Raw genomic sequence first — 18,334 nt, forward strand, 5'->3', positions numbered from 1 at the left:
GCATTTCCGCTGTTGCAGCCCCGGGATTCCTGGCAGAGCCCATGTCAGCTGATTATCATATTGGGAAGCAGAGAAGTTCTTTTGGTGCCTTTGTGAGGATCTTTGCCCTGCTGTGGACAAGGATGTCATCTTCTATCCTTATGCCGTATCTCTTTGTATAGATGCCTGGTTCGATTGTGAATGCCTGGCCATTCTCGATGATTTCCAGTGATTTCTCATTGAGGTAGGGCCTTTCATGCACTTCTACGCCTATACCATGGCCGAGCCCGTGGAGAAAATGCTTTGCGAGACTGCCTAGGCTTTCTCTTGCTGCTGCATCGACTTGTCTTGCCATGATCCCAGGCCTGACTGCTGATATTGCCTCCTCTTGGGCATGCAGGACCTTGTCATAGATCTCTTTCTCTTTCTTGCTTGGCTTGCCGAAGTATATTGTCCTTGTTATGTCTGATGTGTATCCTTTGTTCCACAGGCCGAAGTCTATGTAACAGAATCCTTTCCTGATCCTCTGTGTTGTTGGTGTATGGTGGGGCTTCCCTCCATTCTTCCTGTTTGCTACAATCGGCGGGAACGACGGCTGATACCCTCTTGAGCTCATGTGATAGAGGATTCTGCCTGCGAGCTCTGATTCTGTCCTGATCTTCTTTTTTGACATTTCAGAATACACCTCTGTGAGTATCCTGTCAGTCTCCTTGCAGGCATTCGTGATGTTCTCCATCTCATGTTGGGTCTTTTTTTTTCTGAGCTCTATTATGGATTTGGAGACATCAGATATCTTTGCTCCTGTCTCTTTCCTTATTCTGGCAGTGTAGTATTCAGGTATCTTTTTCCTGTTGACTCCGAGGTTTTTTGTCTTGATACCTTTGAACAGCTCATGGAATTCCTTTGTGAGCGGTTTTGCATTGATGGATGTCTTTGCCCCGGCAAGTTCCATCGGGGGTAGGTACAGTGTATCCCTTTTTGATTTTGGTATTATGAGTGTTGCGTGCTCGCAGCTGGATCCTGTGAAATATTTTATGCTTGGGTCTGAAGTGGTGAATGATATGTTGAACAGCGCAGCTGCATCGATCCCCCTGCTATTCAGGTTTCTCTTGAATTCTTTCAGTTTCATATGGTCTGGTTCACCTTTTTGCAGGCAAGCGCGCCTGTGTATATCCCATAGTTATTCGAGACTTTCCGCCCCACAGACACGATGTTTCTGAGGACTTCGTCCATCTTGCCTGACAGCATCACGTCTTTGACAGGTATCCGCTCGCCTTTTTTCAGGTAGTATCCATGCTCCATTTTTGTTGAGAATGCCGTTGTCGCAGGATTGGCTGTGTGGCTCCCTATCAGTGTCTCGACAATCAGTGCATCATCGATCTCACTGTATGGGCCTGTGAGTATGAGGTTGGAGTGGTCGATGCCCTGCTCTGTCCTGTTCCCTGTGCTCCTCTGCCCGAGCCTTTTTGCGGTGTTGAAGTCATATAGCGGGGATTTGAATATCCCGTTGCTGATTATGACAGTCTTCTGCGATGGTGTCCCCTCATAGTCGAATCTGCTCGAATTCTGCCCCCATTCAAGTGTCCCGTCATCGACAAGCGACAGTTTCGGGTGCGCGATTGATTTTCCTGTTTTGCCTTTGTAGACTGATTTGTTCTTTTCTATGTTCTTTGCAGAGAAGTTCGGCACCAGCGCATTATGTATCAGGTCAGCTGCTGTCTTTGGCTTGAATAGCACATATCTCGCTTTTCGTTCCATCTTTCTTGGGTAGAGGAAATCATATGTCTTCCTTTTAAGGTCATCTATGAAGGGTATGATGTCGAAAAGCTTCACTTCTGTCATTGAGTTCCAATAGCTTGATACATTCGCTCCGCTCCTGGCTATTGTGTTTGCCCAAAGCCCGAACTCTGTCCTTTTCTGTTCTCCTTCTATGCCGTTTGAATTGAATATCTGGCTCTCTTCATGCTTGGCCTCGATTGCGACATGCGAGGCTATTATTCCTGACTTGACGCATTCATCTATTATGACGTCGGCCATGCTTGACATCTCTGCTTTTGTCAGCTCAGCCACTTTCTTGTCATGGCATCTTATGTTGCTGTATCTGGACCTGTTCGGGATTCCGTGGAAATAGTCTAGCCTGTCATTTGCCTTGCATATCTTGATGGCCTGGCGGAGTGTGTCTTTTGTGAGCCTGTTTGAATATGCGTAGCCCATGGCCTGGTTTTTCCACACCCTTATCTGGTATTTGCCCTTCTCTGTCTCTTCGAAGCTCTGGTAGCTGTTGTTGTTTATTGTGAGGGACTTATGTGTGACAGAGCCGATGTTTATCTGCACATGGTCTGCTTCTTTTTCCGCTTCTCTTATTATTCTTTTTATTTTCGAGTTCATTTTCCGCCGACTAGAGCATCTTCTATGAGTATGCTGGGACAGTGCCCGATGACAGGCACCATCTGCCCTGATTTTCCGCAGTGCCCCGGGAATCCGGCCTGGTACCTGTCTGATATCGCAGTTATGTTGCCTAGGAGTTCCAGTGTATTCCCCGCTAATGAGATGTTCTTTAGGAGTGTCTTTATTTCGCCCCTCTCGATGAGGTAGCCCTCCTGTGCTGAGAACTGGAAGCTGCCCACTGCAGTGTCGACCTGCCCCCCGCTGCTCCCCTTGAGGTAGTATCCGTTCTTCATCTCCTTGAACATCTCTTCTGTTTTCCAGTCATGCTTCTTTATGTATGTGTTGCTCATCCTGACAAGAGGTATCTGTGATATGCCCCCTGCCCTGCCGTTCCCTGTTAGCTTCTGCCTGAGCGCCGCTGCTGTCTCCCTTGAGTTCAGGAATGTCTGGAGCCTCCCTTTGTTTATCAACGTCGTCTTGCTGGCCTTGATCCCCTCATCGTCATAGAAGTAGCTTCCCCACATCTTTGGTATTGTGCCGTCGTCTATCACAGTGACATGGTCTGGGGCTATCCTTGTGCCTAATCTCCCGTCGAGGCATGATGCCTTCTGTATTATGTGGTCTGCTTCTGCTGCATGGCCCAGGGCTTCATGGATGAATACATCCGTCAGGACTCCGTCGCACACGACCTTTGTCCTGCCTCCTTTCGGGACTTTTGCATCAAGCAGCGCTATTGCTTTCTCCTTTGCCTTCTCTGTCGCTGCATGGAATTCTTTTGTCACCTCATAGCCTGCCTGCGCCCCCACCCTTCTGCTGTACTGCTCTATCTTCAGGCCTCTTTTTGCTGTGACTGATGCGCCGCCGTAGCAGTAGTTGAGCCTTTGCCTTATCTCTGATCCCTCCGAGTTCGTGAATCTTGTCTCTTTTGTGATGTCAAGATAGTTTGTGGATGCATTTGTTATCCTCTTGTCAGAAAGTGCTGATTTGGCCATCTCGAGCAGAAGTTTTTTCTTCTCTTCGAAGCCTATGCCGTGGAAATCTGTCTTCATCGGCACTGCCTTGCTTGCCTTGGTCCTTTTCTGGGAAGCTATCTCTCTCCTGACCTTTGTTTTCTTGTCTATTATCTTTGCTATCGACAGGGCCTGTTTCATTATGCTCTTCAGGTTTCCTTCTTCAGAATATGCGAATCCCCATCCGTTCTTGTACAGGACTCTGACTGATGCTCCTTCATGGACCCCGTGGCTCATGTCCTTTACTTCCTTGTTCCATAGGGCTACAGAATTGCTCTGGATCCTTCCTTGCCTGATTTCCCAGTATCTTACTCCTCTTTCGTCTAATGGTGTGGTTGGCATTTGGTTCAGCTGGATATTTTTTTACCTTGTGACCCTGAAGCTCTCTATCTCCTCTTTCAGCTTCACCGCTTTCTTGTTCTTTGTGAAGTGTGATTCTATCGGTTTCACGAGTTCGTACACCCTGTCTGCGACTGCTGTCTTGAGATCCATTGGGTGGAGCTCTCCGTCGGAGTAGGATTTGGCTAGCTCATCATATGACACGAAAGAGAGGTCGCCGCCGTACTTCTCGGGCCTTTTTATGTCTAGAGTCTTGAATTTCTCGAAGATTACGTATCTTGCATACTCCATTATGGGGTTGTTCTCTGTGATCTTCTCCGGGCAGTATGCCTTGTTCATCTTCCTCTTGATATCATCATATGAGTCTGTCATGAATATTGCTGTGTCCGGCTTTGATTTGCTCATCTTGAGCTCTATCGCCCTTTCTGTGGCATCTGCATTTTTTGATGCTGGCTGCCCGAGCCCCATGAGCATGTGATGTGAGACAATGACCGGCTTCCAGTAGCCGAGCTGCGGCCCGATCTCGCGGGCTAGCATGTTGACCTTCCTCTGGTCGAGCCCGAGCTGGCATATGTCGACGTCAAGATGGAATATGTCTGCACACTGCATGCAGGGGTAGAATATCTGCGATGCCTGCAGGGCTTCGCTTTCGCTCCTTCCCATTATCTGCGAGCATCTAAGTATCCTCTTGACTGTGGATGCGCGTGCGATGTTCATGACTTTCTTCCAGTAGTTGTCATCGTTCATGAAGTCGCTGGCCCAGACGAACTCGACATTGTCCAGATCCATGCCGCATGCACGCCATATCTCGATGAGATACTCACCGACTTTCTTTATCTTCTCGAGGTCGCCGCCCATCTTGTTGTTGGCCCAGCCGTGCCAGTCTGCCACTAAGAACTTGAATTTGCATCCGGCTTTGATCATCTTGTTCGTGTTGATGGAGCGCAGGATCCCCTGCGCTATGTGCATCCTCCCTGATGGCTCGAATCCGTCATAGGCTATGGGTTGCTTCTTCTCTTCAAGGACTTTCCTCAGGTCCTCTTCTGTTATGATCTCTTCCCCCACTTGGCGGATTAGTTCAAGCCTTTCCTCAGTATTCATTTTCTCACCTGTGTAGGCAATGGTTCATGCCGGAGATTGATATATAAAAATACCATGTATGGATATGTCAGGTATGTTGATTGGATTATTCTTTATATTTGTTTGGGAACAAAAATATTTTTTCTCTAAAAGGTCTGAAAAGCCTAAAAATTGCTTTTAGGCCTGATTTCAAGTCTTAAATCAAAACAAAACATTTAAATAGGACTGTTTTATTTATTGGGACAGCTTTGCACCGTTTTAGAACACGGAAAATTCGGTTTTATTTGTCTTAGGGAGAAAAACGAGGGGTTCATATGGCAGAAGACGATAAGCATTTTTCAAGGGAGCTCATAGGTAAGACAGTTGTTAGCAAGACAGGTAAGAGGTTTGGCGAGGTCGGTGATATTGTCTTTGAGACCCGTTCCGGTGAGCTTATCCATATGGTTCTTGTGAATCCGACGTCCTATACTGAGAAGCTTGAGCTTGAGAAGGATAAGAACGGCAATCTTCTGGTGCCTTTCAGTGCAGTCATAGCGATTGGGGATTTCATGGTCATAGCTGAGGAAGACATCATTTGATTTCTGCATAAACTTTATATAATCAATATATTTGGATTTATCTTGTTTTGGAGGGTGGTTTTTTGGGTGAAGATGCTCAGATTTGGACAGAGAAGTATAGGCCGATGGATTTTTCTGATATAAAGGGTCAGGATGATACTGTCCAGAAGGTTGAGGCATTTGTGAAAGGCAGGAACATGCCACATCTGCTGTTCACTGGCCCTGCTGGCGTCGGCAAGACTTCCATTTCTTTGGTCATCGCGAGACAGCTTTTCGGGGATGGCTGGCGTGCCAATTTCCTTGAGCTGAATGCCTCAGATGAGCGCGGCATCGATGTAATCAGGAACAAGGTGAAGGATTTTGCCAGGACAAGGGCCATAGGTGATGTGCCTTTCAAGCTGATTTATCTTGATGAGTGCGATGCCTTGACCAAAGAGGCTCAGCAGGCTCTAAGGAGGACCATGGAGAATTATACCCAGACGACAAGGTTCATCCTTTCAGCCAATTACAGCTCGAGGATCATCGATCCTATCCAGTCAAGATGTGCTGTATTCAGGTTCAGGCCTCTGTCCAGGAAGGACATTGATGCCATTATCGTCAAGATTTCTGAGAAGGAGGGTCTTAAGCTCTCTCAGGATGCGAAGGATGCGCTTTATGAAATTTCAGGCGGTGATTGCAGGAAAGTCGAGAATATCCTGCAGAGCTGTGCTGTCATCTCTGATGATATCGGCACTGATCTCATTTATTCCATGGCTTCTGCTGCAAGGCCGGAGGATCTGAAGCATGTGCTTGAGCTTGCCGTGGATTCGAGGTTTGTCGAGGCGCGTGATGCTCTCCTGAAGACCATGCTCGATTTCGGCCTATCAGGCCTTGATGTGATAAAGCAGATCCAGAAGGAGCTCCTTGGTCTTGATGCTGATCCGTCAGTGATCATGCAGCTCATGGTCCATTGCGGGGAGGCAGAGTTCAGGATGGTGGAGGGCTCTGATGAGTTTGTCCAGCTTGAGGCTTTTCTGGCAAAGGTGGTCCTGGCCGGCGAAGGGAAGAAAAAAAGGTAATATTTAAATAAATTAATGGCATTGGTTGGGTTTATGGAGCAGATTGAGCTGAAGGAAAAAGGGGTTGAGGACATTTCTTTTGAGGACAACCAGAAACAGATCATCTATAATCTGGCAAATGAGACCAAGCTTCTTATCACGCGAAACAGCGATCTTGAGCGAGAGGTCAATGCTCTGAAAGATGCTTTGATCGAGAAGAAGCGGTTCATTGAGAACGAGGTGGTCAAGGCCAGGGAGATGATTGAGCTCCGTATCCGGGAGAGGATAGCGCATTATGATAAGGTCCTGAATGAGAGGGAGGGGAAGTACAGGAAGTCTCTCGCTGAGCTTGAGAACACCTATCTTGAGCGTGAGGCTGAGCTGAAGCTTGAGCTCGAGTCAGAGAGGGAAGCCCTTAAGGCCAGGGAGGAGCATCATCTCAGGAGGCTCAGGGAGATCCAGGATGAGCTGGAGGCTATCAGGGAGACAGACACAAGGATAACAGATGAGCTGAAGGCAGAGAATTCTGAGCTCAAGAACAGGCTGATTGAGCAGAAAAGGGTCATGTTTGAGAAGCAGCACCGTATACGGGAGGTCCTGCTGAAGATAAAGAATCACTTCAATGAGCTGTCTGAGCTGGGCAATGTGTTCGATGACCTCAAGGTGCGATTTAATGACGATGAGATAGCATATCTGATCAGGATTGATCTTGAGAAAGGCATGGATTATAGGGAGATAATTGATTATTATCAGATGTTTGGGTACGGTTCAGAGTATATCATGGGCATCATCAATAAGAATTCTGGATTTTTAGGATAGGTTTTTGGTAAAGTAATATTATAAAAAAATATTTGGCAAGAATTCAAAAAACATTATTACTCGAGAGGCTCGTGCTTCACCAGGAGTGTTGTTGTGATGTCCTGCAGATAATCGTATTCAAGCCTTATATTGACCGGCTTCTCATAGTCTGCTGGATTCGCGATTGCCTGTGTGCAGGCCACAATCCTCTCCCCGGGATTACCGAACACGGTTACATAGCCGTTGTTTGGCGCAGTGCCGTCTGTCAGACCTGAACACGACAGGCCTTCTATCCCTGTCGTGACTTCGACCCATACCTTGTTCTCTATTGTGTAATTCTGTGCGCAGTTCGAGTCTCTCTTGAATATGTCGCCTGTCCCTTTGTGCTTGACCTTGAACTGGAATGCGACTTTGTCGCTTGCTCTGGGTATTTCCTTGAACTCCTCGACTTTTACAGGGGCTGCTGAGCTGAATACCTGCTTGTCCTCGTTTATCATGCACACCCCTTCTTTTTTTGTATCGAGAAGATTCTCCCGGACACAGATGTCTGAGATTGCCTGTGTGGCGTATTCATAGCAGACTTCTGCTTTTATCGGATAGAGATGTGATGCTGTGAGCGGATCCACATGGTTAAGGTCGTCGAAGCTCACGAATGTTGTTGTGCCTTCGAGTATGTTCCCTTCTGCGTCTTTCTTTGTCCTTATGAGTTCATCTTCAGGATGCTTGATGAGATCAGCTGTATTCACATTGAACTCATTTGGGTCGATGCCTGTTATCTTTATTGTTGCATCTTCTGGGAGCACATTTGTCTCGCCCACATTCTTGATTCTCACCACAATGCCGAATGGATAGCTCCCTCCGTCATATACCTCTGCTGGCGGCGAGTCTGGCTCGAACTGTATTGTGAGGCCTGTATCACCGCCGACAAATGGGTTTGTTTTTGATGTTGATGATTCCTGTTCTGTGCATCCTGTAAATACTAGGATTGAGCTTATCAAAAGGGCCATGATGATTTTGTTCTTCATTATTATCCCTCCTAGGATTGGACGACTTCTACTTGTTGTTTTATTGAATCCATGTAGCCGTATTTCAGGGTTATCTGGAGCGGTGTGACATATGCCGGAGTCTCATCGCTCGGCTTTTGCGCGCTGCATACCACGAATCCCTGGTTGTTGTACATCTTGATTGGATTAGGGGGCGTGCAGCTTCCCCTGATCTCAGCGCCTGATAATATCACTGAATGCACATCTATCTTGTCCAGGTCTACATATTCTATGTCTGGGCATGCATCCCTGGCCATGTAGTCATATGCGTATCCTCTTCCTGAATTTGAGAAGGTTATCTTGAATTTGATGTCCTGGCTTGTGACATCCTCTTCGATTCTTGTGACAGCTATTGGGGCTCCCTGGCTTCCCATGCTTACATCTGTGACATCGCAGACCTCGTCTTCGACTCCTGATTTCCAGGGGTCGGGATCGATGCAGACGCTTGCTGCTGCGAATGTCTTGTATTCATAGCATGCTGTTGCCTGTATCGTTGGCCTGTAGAAATCGACATCTCTGGGTATATTGACCCTTGGGACAGAGAATGTCCTCGTTGCATAGCTTCCTTCGACATTGTATTGGTCTTTCCCGTAGAGTTCTGTCCCGTCGAGGATATAGTATGATGGCGAGAATGGCAGATAGACCGGGTCATAACCCCCGAGTATGATTGTTCCGATGAATGGCTCTCCTGATTCCTGGGAAGGGAATGCTCCCCTGTTCCTGAGCTCTACAGTGACATCTAGCTGGTCTCCATTGTAGACTCTGCTCGGCGGCTGTCCTTGCATGTATCGCAGCACCAGGCCCTCAGTTCCTTGATGCGCAGGCACTGAATCATGGGGCTCGCTTGGTCCGCTGCAGCCGGTCAATAGCAATGTTGATAATAGAAAAAGGATTGTGGATAATAGTATGATGTCTCTTTTTTTGCCCATGTACCGGTTCACCTTATTAGTCTTTATCTATCTTTATTTATTTTCTATATAAACTTTTTGGTTTTTTTAGCATCAGACAGTTTAAAAAGCCTGAATCACGCTTTTTTGGCACTAAAAAGCGATTATATCTTCTCTATATCTTCTCTATGGTCACTGTCTTGGATTTTGAGGTTGTATAGCCGTAATTGAGCTTTATATTGAGGTTTGTCATGTAGTTTCCCTGTGTTCTTTCGATGTTCGAGTATTCTGGATAGATGCATCTGATCCTGTCTTTCTTCTCTTTCAAGTCAATGTGGCCGGGATCGCACTGGAGGCTGACCGCCCCCAGTTTTGCTTCTATCTGTATCAGGTTCCAGTCGATGTCCATTATCGGATCTGAGCCGCATGTCTTTTCCACGAGCGCCTGGTTCATCACAAGCCCGTCTCCTTTGTTCTCGACTGTTATGATGAACATTGGCCTTATGGTTCCATCGCTCTCTCTTGTTTTCTGCTCAATGTTTGTCACAGCGACTGGTCCTCCTTGCCCTGAACTGCTCTGGATATCGCTTGACGTGCATGGCTTCATGCCGATTTTCTGGCCGTATACATCAGTATCGACGCATATGTCATATGAGGCTGTTGTCGTGTAATTGTAGCAGATTGTTCCGATTATGATCGAGTTATGCTTTTCCAGGAGCGGATCCAGATCCCTGACTTCAGCTGTGAATTCATAGAACTCTTGCTGGTCATCAGGGTAATAGATTGTTTTCCCTGGTATCTGGAATTTCACTTTGTTCTGCCCGGATTCTAGGTCCATGTATCCCTTCTCGAGTGAGAGTACAAGTATCCCTGTTGCATTTGACGCGCCTTTGTTTGTCACTTTTGCTATTATGTCTATTGTGGAATTGACTAAGGAATTTGCCGGCGGTGCATTGGGATGGAACTCGAGCGAAAGCCCGTCGAAACCCTTTCTTACATCCACAACCTTTGAGCCCCCGCTGCCTCCTCCTGTACAGCCCCCGATGAGCAGGATCGCACAGATCATTCCGATGATTATCATTTCTTTTCTCATTCTCATTTTGGTTCAGGCTCATAGGCTATGTTTATTGCTATCTTGTCATATCTGTTTGCATCAAATATTGTGGCTTTCAGCCGGGGTATTGCAGAGCAGGTTTGTACTGGGCTTTGCGCTGATAGGAACATTGTGCACAATACCTTGTTGTCAGGGGTCAGCAGTGTGAATCTGTGTTGGTTGTTTGTGTCATCATAGAAACCATATAGATGATTCTCAAATATTGTTTCTCTCTTCTCCTGATACATTGTCGGTGTTATCGCAATGCCATATCTGACAAATTCTTTGTTGATTGATGCGGCATTTGCTATTGTGAATGATGAGGTCACAGTTTCATTTGTGTATTTTGTGACTTGGGATTTTATGAATGGATTTGTTGTCGGCCAGGATTCTGTTGTATTTGTCATCAGTTGGTATGTCCTGTCTAGTGCAGTGATTGTGTAGTATGCTGCCTTGTTCTCCACGAAGTTTGTGAGTTTAGCCTTGATTTTTTTATCCTTGTCCAGCTCCTTTTCCTCCCCTTTCCTGAACTCGAGTGTTATGCTTGTGGTGTCGAAATCATCTTCAGTTGGTGTTACCACAATATTTTGTGAGCCCATGAACTCTTCGCAGTACATCGTGTATCCTTGCACTCTCGGCACATGCTTTCTTATCTCCTCGATTTTCCTGTCAAGGTCAAAGCTTGGGTCGGTGTATGCCGGATCCCCTGTGCTCTTCAGCAGTTCTGGTGTGAGCTGCGAAGATACATCCTGCCATGTCACTGAATATGTTCCAAGTTTCTGGATTGCCTTGTCCACTGTGCCTTGCCCCCCATTGTATGATGCTATCGAGAATGTGTATTTCCATGGAGCCCCATATCTGCTGAAATGGTTCAGGAGATCTCTGTAGAACAATGTCCCGCCTTTTATTGAATCTTTTGGGTCATTGCGGTCTATTCCATAATCTCTGGCAGTGCTGATTATGAACTGCATCAATCCTGTGCTTCCTGTACCTGAAACTGCATTGACATTCCCTCCTGATTCCTGTGCTATTGTGCCCACAATCAGGCAGTATGGGACATTGTATGTTGAAGTGTGCTCCAAGATGGTAGGGTGCCATGTCTCGATGATTTTTTCCACTATCTTCTTGTTGGCTTCAGAAGGGTATAGTATGTCTGACTGCTGGAAATCAAAATTTGTTCCTGAATAGCTACCCCTGCCCTGGTAGGTCTTGCATTCTGGGCTTGTCGGGTCTGCGCAGAACACCTCGACCGGGACGCTTTCTGAGAGTTCATATACATACTCTGCTGTCATCTTGAAGTATTTTGTCGTGATGGGCTGGTCCCCGAGCAGTCCTTCAGGATCCACAACACCTATCCTGCAGTTTATGTTCTTGTAACCATCATTCAATGTGCCGAGATTCTTCAGGCCTTCTTCGCTGAGTGAATATATTTTATAGCCTTCTTCTTGTGCATCTGATATGTTGAACTTGTGGTTCCAGTCGCAGTCTGTGAGGTTTGTCTCTTCAGGCACGTGGATCTCTATCTTGGTGAATTTCTTTACTTGCCCTTCCCACCTGTTGTCCAGGGTTATTCCCAACCTGGGAGGCACTGTATCATTCTCACCGACTCCTATCGGCGGCTTTTTTGTCTCCATGCCGACATAGAGCGGCCCGTTTGTGTATACAGCGACCGGATTCGTGTCTATTATGTCATACTGCTGCAGTGGATCTACCCCTTCTCTCCTCAGGCTTCTTATCCTGTGGTCTGCCATGAAGTATGTACGCAGGTAGGACATCGTCTCGAAATTGAACAATGCATTGATGTATACATTGTTCGTGCCGAGGGGCAGCGTGCTTGAGTTGAATCCGCAGCTGATGTCGACTTCATCCAGTGTTGTCACCTTTATCGGCCTGGATGGCGACACAATCCCGTTGTTCAGGATTTTTGACTTGCTTGCATTGCAGCTGAGGTTCACTTGGATGTCATTCTCTATTGTCCTCGCATACATGAGCCCCCAGACTGTCACTGGTTCTTTGAAATCGAACTTCGGGCTGCTTGGCTCAAGGTCTTTTATGTAGACACCGAGTGGTTCCTCTTGGTTCTCGTCTACTTTGCCCGTGTAGTAATCCCCGCCGGTAGCATAGTCTATCTGCCTTTGGTATAGGCTTGTCGTCTTGGTTGGCAGGGTTGTTACCCATGTTATGAAGTCTTGCACAGCTTCTTTGGCAGTCGGCCCGGTCAAAGTGGCCATTCTTTGAAGGCCCTCTTGGGAGACTGGGAGTTCTGTCCTCTGTGTGTAGGCATCTTTCATGATAGGGACGAGCAGGAACAGGAAGATTGCGAGAAATATTATGATATTAAGCCATTTGGCGAATTTTGATCCTGATATTTTTGCGCCGAATATTATCCAATATGGCCAATATGCCCCTATGAAGATGAAGCTTAATGCCGTCAGTATTGGTGTCCATGTGGGGTCATTTATGTTTTTCCATAGGATTGAATAAGCCGTGCTGAGGTGTGGCATCGCAGTGTGCATGACAAATGCCTGTGCAGCGTAGCTTGTCGTGACTCTGGTGGCGAGCACTGATATTATGAAGACAGCCATGACAGATATTGCAACATCTGAATAGAGAGGTGGCAGGTTGAGGATCTTAATCAGTGAAGGCAGGATGATGAATGTTATATAACCGCCTAAGATGAGCATTATTGTCTTGAAGATCAGGACAAAATCGCCTTCTGCCAGGAAGAGCACCACAAAGAGGACCATGGTATGTACTATGAAAGCTTGATAGGTTGCTGCGAATGCAATAATATCTTTGCTGCCCCATAGAAGGTCCCACGGCCTCAGTCCCCAGATGCCCAGTTCAGTTATCCATGCTGCAAGGCCGAGCCAGATCATCCATGTGCCGATATCCGGCCTTTCCGTCACCTGCTTGCCTTTTGAAAAGAGTAATTTCCCCAGTGCCAGCCCGCCGATGCCGATGGTGGCCAGGACGCCTTTTTTTGGGGCGGTTTGAGGGGCGTATCTGTTCTCTCTCTTCTTCATGTATTCTGTATAATTCTCTTTTATTTTCTCGCCGATTTTGACAGCTGATTTCTTCAGTATGGCCTTCAATGCTGCCATTTTAGAAGATTCTCCTTCTGCCATTTTATTCCTCTTTTTCAGAAAAAAATAAGATTAATGCTCTTGAAGCCTTACTCTTAATTCTATTATCTCTAGCTTTGAGTTCTTTTTCGGTATTATCTCGATCGCATTGTTGTCTTTCTTTATGAACTCGTCGATCAGTTTCCAGTATTTCCTGTCTCTCTGGTCTACATGCGTCTCATACCCATTGACCACGATTGTGGCCTGCTTGTATTCTATGTCATCGACAAAGTCCATCGAGAGGTTTATGTCGAATTCGTTGTTGGCTACATCATTGTACTCGTCTGAGGTCAGGCTGAAGTAGTACACCGGGAATGATATGTCTTTCAGCTCTGTCTTGACCTGTATCCTGTCTATGACATAATTCCCTCTGGTGGTCCTGAATACTAGCTCATTCTCTCCGGTGGAGAGGAATCCTGGTGAGAACTCCAGAGGTATCAGGAGGCCGCAGTCAGGAACGCTTGAATAGAGATTGTGGTTGTTTATGTATATGTTAAGCTTGCCGACATCCCCGGCCTCGCATTCTGGGATGAACTTGAGCGTGGCCTTCTCGAGATTGTCTTTTTCAGTCGATGTCACGATGAATGTGTTCCTGCTTGTCTGCCTGCTTATGTCCTGGACATCTGCTGTGATCGACAGGTCCTTGATGATATACTCGTTTGTCTTCCAGAACTTCCATCCGACTGTCGATACTGAGAGCACTAGTTCGTTTGTCTCTGCCAGGTTTTTCTTGTCGAGCAGCACCGGAGCTGGTGATGTGGTCTCATCATCATATACTTTCTCGCCATTGAGATATACGCTGAGTCTGCCTATGGCTTTCTCCCCTATTGTGAATCCCATCATCGTATTGTCTGTGTTGGGAAGGTCTTCGAATGTAAATGACACCCTTGCATCTTGCTTGTCGAACCACCCGTTTTTCACATAGATGTTGTTGACTTTCTTGATCAGGTTGGTCTCAGTGACTGCAAGCAGGGATAAGGATGCTATGTTGTGTATTATCTCCTCTTCTCCGGATCCTTCGATTTTCCCGGGATTCTCCAGGAGGATTGTCCTCTCAGCAGTGTCATTACCCCCGTCATCACCGCCATAGCCTGTATAATTTTCGCCGAGCAGTGCCTCTCTTTCAGATGGGGGGAGGAATAGTACATAAAGTAATATCAATGCAGCTAGAAGTGCGACAAATGTTGCAGCTGATGCTCCTGTCCCTTGTCCTTTTTTCATCTACAGCCACCTTTTTTGCATAATTTATGTTAGTGTGCTTGCTTTGATTTGCTGATCTGCCCTTGGTTCGGGTATCTTACCAATATGGTCTTGGTATATAATATTTCAGTATTTGGTCTTTTTGGTCTTTTTAAAACAAATAACTTTATATATATATGTTTTTCTATTTTAGTAGCCGGATTTGTGATATTTTTGATTTAAAAGCCCTCTTCGCATATACTAATATGATTATATATGCTAATATAATTAAAATAGAAACAAAACAATGGTCTGGAATTATGGGATTTTGTATTTATTGGATTTTGTATATATCCTGGCTTGTGCAGGTTGATAGGGGATTGGTATGAGAATAATCTTTTCAGATTTCAGGAATGGCCTTGTGAAGCTGAAGGTTGAGGACTTGGATGATTTGTGGTATCTAAGCCAGATAATTGACCCAGGGGATGTCCTCTCTGGTCACAGCTACAGGAAGGTCCGCATCGAATCAGGAGAGCGCGGTCAGACTGTCAGGAAGAGCATTTTTGTGAAAATCAAGGCTGAGAAGATTGATTTCAGTGAACAGATGCTGAAGGTCAATGGCACTGTGCTTGATGGCCCTGATGATGTGCCCCGGGGTTCTTATCATAGCCTGAATATTGAACTTGATACGGTTTTCAGCATTGAGAAAGAGAGATTCCCAGGATACCAGATTGAGAAGCTCAGGGAGGCTTCGGATTCTGCCAAGAGCGACCTGCTGATATGCATCTTTGACAGGGAGGAAGCGATCTTTGCTCTCCTCACCAGGAAGGGCTTCAGTGTGCTCAGTGAGCTCCATGGTGATGTCTCGAAAAAAGGTGAGCCTTCTGTGAAGGGTGAGAATTTTTATCAGAGGATAATTAAGACATTGTCTGATTATGATTTGAGATATCATACACCAAACATAATTGCCGCCAGTCCGTCATTCTGGAAGGATGAGCTGAACAGGGAGCTCAGGGATGATGTGATAAAGAAGAAGATTGTGTTTGCCACCTGCTCGAGCGTGAAGGGAGAGGCCATCAATGAGATTCTCGGGAGAGAGGAGATAAAGGGTGTGTTGAAGAAGGACAGGGTTGCCAGGGAGACTTCATTGGTTGAAGAGCTGCTTAAGGAAATCTCGAAGGACAGTCTTGCTGTGTATGGGTTCAGGGAGACTTCCGAGACTGTTGCCATGGGTGCTGTTTCGGTTCTGTTGGTCGCAGATTCTCTGATAAGGAAGACGAGGCAGGAGAACACTTTCAATGGCTTGGAAAGGGTCATGAAGCAGGCTGATTCGATGGGTGCTGATGTCCGCCTTATAGGTGCTGATTCAGAAGCAGGGAGGAAGCTTGAAGGTTTGGGGGGGATTGCCGCCATCTTAAGATATAGGATAAGATGATCTCTTTATGAGGTCTGTGCATTGCAGGCAGTGTTTTTGGCTATCCCTCATTCTTCTGACAGTGTCGATACATCCCCTATCTCCTGGCCGAGTTCTTTTGCTTTGAGCATCCTCCTCATTATCTTCCCTGATCTTGTCTTTGGCAGCTTTTCGACAACCTCTATCTCTCGGGGATAGGCGTGCCCTGCAAGGTGCTGCTTGACGAAATTCTTGATATCATCATATAGCTTCTTATCATAGCTGTATCCAGGGTTTAATACGACGAATGCCTTGATGATCTCCCCGCGGACCTCATCAGGCTTCCCTATCACTCCGGCCTCTGCTATCGCTGGATGCTCTAGCAGTGCGCTCTCGACTTCAAATGGCCCGACCCTCTCTCCGCTTGTCTTTATCACATCGTCTGCGCGCCCTATGAACCAGAAGTATCCGTCTTCGTCTTTCCTCGCCCTGTCGCCTGAGACATACCAGCCCTTCATGAAGTAGCTTTCATACTTCTCGGGTTTCTTGTATATCTCTTTCATCATTGAGGGCCATCCTGGCATGAATGCGAGATTGCCTTCTTTCCCTGGACCCAGTTCATCTCCTTGGTCGTCGATTATTGCTGCAGACAGTCCCGGGAAAGGTTTCCCCATGCTTCCGAGTCTTATGTCCATGCAGGGGTAGTTTGCCATCAGTATCCCTCCTGTCTCTGTCTGCCACCAGGTATCATGGAATGCAAGTCCGAATTCCTTGAGGCCCCATCTTATTGCCTCTGGATTGAGCGGCTCGCCGACAGATGCGAGATGTCTCAGCGAGCCCAGGTCATACTTCTTACCTGTCTCGCTCTTTTTCTGCATCAGCATCCTTATTGCTGTCGGTGCTGTGTACCAGACATTCACTTTGTATTTCTCGATGACCGAATACCATGCATCTAGGGAGAACTTCCCTGCATAGATCACCTGTGTTGCCTTGTTTGACCATGGCCCCAGTATCTCATAGGCTATCCCTGTCACCCATCCTGGGTCTGCTGTGCACCAGTAGATGTCGTCTTCATGCACATCCAGCACCCATTTTGCCGTGAGGTGGTCATGGGCTATCGCATGATGCTTATGGATCACTCCCTTTGGTTTGCCTGTTGTGCCCGAGGTGTAGAGCATGAAGGCGCTGTCATCCTTGCCCATGTGTTCTGTCTCGAATTCTTCGCTGGCTGAGTCCATCTCGCTCCAGTAGCTTATGCCTCCTTCCGGATCCCCGCCGTCGATCAGCATCACATGCTTGAGGTTGGGCAGTTTATTCATTACCTTGTCAAGCCTTTCCTTTAGCTCTTTGTTGGTGACTATCGCGACAGCCTCGCTGTCGCCGAGCCTGTCGTAGAGAGCATCTGGTCCGAAGGCAGAGAAGAGTGTTCCTGCTATCGCGCCTGCCTTGAGTGCCCCCAGGAAGGATATGTATAGTTCTGGCACTCTTGGAAGGAAGAGGAATACTTTTTCTCCTCTTTTCACCCCGAGTTTCCTGATGGCATTCGCAAATTTGTTTGTGAGTTTTTTCATGTCTGAGAAGCTGTATTTTCTTTCCCAGCTCCCGTCGGTCCAGATGAGTGCTGTCTTGCCGCCGATTGAAGGGACATGCCTGTCTATGGCATTGTGCGCAGCATTCATCTTGCCGTCTTCAAAGAATTCAAGCTCTTTGTCAGCTATTGACCGGTCGAATGATGATCTTGCTGTATCATAGTCTTTCAGGTTGCATTTTTGGAGGCCTTTTATCCTCTCTGGCGAGTCTTTTTTCAGGATTTCCACTATAGCACCTCGGGGCTTTTTATACCCCCTATTCCGGGTTTACTTAAAAGTTTTGCCCATTTGTCTTCAGTGTCATTTGTCCCCATTATTTTTTGGTCATCATTTATTTTGAGAAAAAGGTCTTGTTTAAAAACTATTTTTAAAGAACAGCGTGGTCATATTTGGTTTGTCTGTGACTTTACTGTGGCTTATCAGATGAAAGAAGACAATATGCTTATCAGATAATATCTGTATTCTATTTGTTTTTATCTGCATAATGCTTGTTTTTATCTGCATAATATTTGTTTTCTACTCCGGAGTCGTGAAGTGATTTTCCCTGTTTTTTCCTCTTATCAGAAGATAAAATGTGTAATTTAGTTTGCGGGTGAAAAAACGTAATATATTAATAGTAGTGGCATGTAAGGATTACTGGACTTTTGTCTTATAAAAAGGAGGGGGAGTGAAATGATTGTCAAAGAAGAGTTTTTGAGCAGATTGAGAAGGTATTTTTCGCTGAATCTATATGAAGTTAAGATTTGGGCGGCGTTGTTGTCGAGGGGTGTGTCGACTGCTGGTGAGCTTTCTGATATCGCTAATGTTCCCAGGTCAAGGAGCTATGATGTTCTTGAA

The 18,334-nt window shown here is 46.4% G+C and carries 15 protein-coding genes; 5 read left to right on the forward strand and 10 right to left on the reverse strand.

The features are described from left to right. Positions 1 to 55 precede the first annotated feature (55 nt). Genes JW968_03215 through JW968_03230 form a run of 4 tightly spaced genes read right to left on the reverse strand, consistent with a single transcriptional unit; the run spans position 56 to position 4,817 of the window. A complete protein-coding gene (locus JW968_03215) occupies positions 56 to 1,108 on the reverse strand; it encodes a M24 family metallopeptidase (GenBank protein MBN1385962.1) in 1,053 nt (350 codons plus the stop codon). After that, positions 1,105 to 2,367: a TldD/PmbA family protein gene (locus JW968_03220; GenBank protein MBN1385963.1), complete on the reverse strand. Its 1,263-nt coding sequence runs from the start codon at positions 2,365 to 2,367 to the stop codon at positions 1,105 to 1,107. The genes JW968_03215 and JW968_03220 overlap by 4 nt, the downstream gene beginning before the upstream one ends. Further along, positions 2,364 to 3,719: a TldD/PmbA family protein gene (locus JW968_03225; protein ID MBN1385964.1), complete on the reverse strand. Its 1,356-nt coding sequence runs from the start codon at positions 3,717 to 3,719 to the stop codon at positions 2,364 to 2,366. Before JW968_03225 ends, JW968_03220 begins: the two co-directional genes overlap by 4 nt. Before the next feature lie 21 nt (positions 3,720 to 3,740). Continuing rightward, a complete protein-coding gene (locus JW968_03230; GenBank protein MBN1385965.1) occupies positions 3,741 to 4,817 on the reverse strand; it encodes a tyrosine--tRNA ligase in 1,077 nt (358 codons plus the stop codon). 293 nt (positions 4,818 to 5,110) lie between these two features. Here JW968_03230 and JW968_03235 point away from each other — a divergent pair, with 293 nt between their 5' ends. The 3 genes from JW968_03235 (at position 5,111) to JW968_03245 (ending at position 7,209) form a co-directional block, all read left to right on the forward strand. Beyond that, positions 5,111 to 5,374, forward strand: a complete 264-nt coding sequence (locus JW968_03235) for a PRC-barrel domain-containing protein (protein ID MBN1385966.1) — start codon at positions 5,111 to 5,113, stop codon at positions 5,372 to 5,374. Positions 5,375 to 5,436: 62 nt separating this feature from the next. After that, complete coding sequence (locus tag JW968_03240) at positions 5,437 to 6,411, forward strand: replication factor C small subunit (protein MBN1385967.1); 975 nt, start codon at positions 5,437 to 5,439, stop codon at positions 6,409 to 6,411. Between the two features lie 33 nt (positions 6,412 to 6,444). Further along, positions 6,445 to 7,209: a hypothetical protein gene (locus JW968_03245; protein ID MBN1385968.1), complete on the forward strand. Its 765-nt coding sequence runs from the start codon at positions 6,445 to 6,447 to the stop codon at positions 7,207 to 7,209. A 56-nt stretch (positions 7,210 to 7,265) separates the two neighbouring features. Here JW968_03245 and JW968_03250 read toward each other — a convergent pair whose 3' ends face one another. The 5 genes from JW968_03250 to JW968_03270 form a co-directional block, all read right to left on the reverse strand. Next, on the reverse strand, positions 7,266 to 8,213 hold the full coding sequence (locus tag JW968_03250; protein ID MBN1385969.1) for a hypothetical protein: 948 nt from the start codon (positions 8,211 to 8,213) through the stop codon (positions 7,266 to 7,268). A gap of 11 nt (positions 8,214 to 8,224) precedes the next feature. Next, positions 8,225 to 9,160 (reverse strand): hypothetical protein, encoded by a 936-nt coding sequence (locus tag JW968_03255; GenBank protein ID MBN1385970.1) that lies wholly within the window; start codon positions 9,158 to 9,160, stop codon positions 8,225 to 8,227. A gap of 133 nt (positions 9,161 to 9,293) precedes the next feature. Continuing rightward, positions 9,294 to 10,217 carry a hypothetical protein gene (locus JW968_03260; GenBank protein ID MBN1385971.1) on the reverse strand — a complete coding sequence of 308 codons (924 nt, stop codon included), beginning with the start codon at positions 10,215 to 10,217 and terminating at the stop codon, positions 9,294 to 9,296. Then, positions 10,214 to 13,315, reverse strand: a complete 3,102-nt coding sequence (locus JW968_03265) for a transglycosylase SLT domain-containing protein (protein ID MBN1385972.1) — start codon at positions 13,313 to 13,315, stop codon at positions 10,214 to 10,216. The genes JW968_03260 and JW968_03265 overlap by 4 nt, the downstream gene beginning before the upstream one ends. A gap of 54 nt (positions 13,316 to 13,369) precedes the next feature. Beyond that, the gene (locus JW968_03270) at positions 13,370 to 14,557 is read right to left on the reverse strand and encodes a hypothetical protein (GenBank protein ID MBN1385973.1); all 1,188 of its coding nucleotides are present in this window, start codon (positions 14,555 to 14,557) and stop codon (positions 13,370 to 13,372) included. A gap of 343 nt (positions 14,558 to 14,900) precedes the next feature. Between JW968_03270 and JW968_03275 the strand changes: the two genes are divergently transcribed. Continuing rightward, positions 14,901 to 15,950, forward strand: coding sequence for an mRNA surveillance protein pelota (locus tag JW968_03275; protein MBN1385974.1), 1,050 nt, complete (start codon positions 14,901 to 14,903; stop codon positions 15,948 to 15,950). 47 nt (positions 15,951 to 15,997) lie between these two features. Here JW968_03275 and acsA read toward each other — a convergent pair whose 3' ends face one another. Further along, on the reverse strand, positions 15,998 to 17,719 hold the full coding sequence (gene acsA, locus JW968_03280) for an acetate--CoA ligase (GenBank protein ID MBN1385975.1): 1,722 nt from the start codon (positions 17,717 to 17,719) through the stop codon (positions 15,998 to 16,000). A 450-nt stretch (positions 17,720 to 18,169) separates the two neighbouring features. Here acsA and JW968_03285 point away from each other — a divergent pair. After that, the coding region (locus tag JW968_03285; protein ID MBN1385976.1) for a hypothetical protein at positions 18,170 to 18,334 on the forward strand (165 nt) is incomplete at its 3' end.

Source organism: Candidatus Woesearchaeota archaeon (assembly GCA_016928155.1).
In the GTDB taxonomy this organism is placed as follows: Archaea; Nanobdellota; Nanobdellia; order Woesearchaeales; family JAFGLG01; genus JAFGLG01.

Coding starts and splice junctions, on each gene's coding strand:
- JW968_03260 (MBN1385971.1), bottom strand. CDS start 10,217: ATGAGAATGAGAAAAGAAATGATAATCATCGGAATGATCTGTGCGATC.
- JW968_03220 (MBN1385963.1), bottom strand. CDS start 2,367: ATGAACTCGAAAATAAAAAGAATAATAAGAGAAGCGGAAAAAGAAGCA.
- JW968_03265 (MBN1385972.1), bottom strand. CDS start 13,315: ATGGCAGCATTGAAGGCCATACTGAAGAAATCAGCTGTCAAAATCGGC.
- JW968_03215 (MBN1385962.1), bottom strand. CDS start 1,108: ATGAAACTGAAAGAATTCAAGAGAAACCTGAATAGCAGGGGGATCGAT.
- JW968_03255 (MBN1385970.1), bottom strand. CDS start 9,160: ATGGGCAAAAAAAGAGACATCATACTATTATCCACAATCCTTTTTCTA.
- JW968_03275 (MBN1385974.1), top strand. CDS start 14,901: ATGAGAATAATCTTTTCAGATTTCAGGAATGGCCTTGTGAAGCTGAAG.
- JW968_03250 (MBN1385969.1), bottom strand. CDS start 8,213: ATGAAGAACAAAATCATCATGGCCCTTTTGATAAGCTCAATCCTAGTA.
- JW968_03245 (MBN1385968.1), top strand. CDS start 6,445: ATGGAGCAGATTGAGCTGAAGGAAAAAGGGGTTGAGGACATTTCTTTT.
- JW968_03225 (MBN1385964.1), bottom strand. CDS start 3,719: ATGCCAACCACACCATTAGACGAAAGAGGAGTAAGATACTGGGAAATC.
- JW968_03230 (MBN1385965.1), bottom strand. CDS start 4,817: ATGAATACTGAGGAAAGGCTTGAACTAATCCGCCAAGTGGGGGAAGAG.
- JW968_03235 (MBN1385966.1), top strand. CDS start 5,111: ATGGCAGAAGACGATAAGCATTTTTCAAGGGAGCTCATAGGTAAGACA.
- JW968_03270 (MBN1385973.1), bottom strand. CDS start 14,557: ATGAAAAAAGGACAAGGGACAGGAGCATCAGCTGCAACATTTGTCGCA.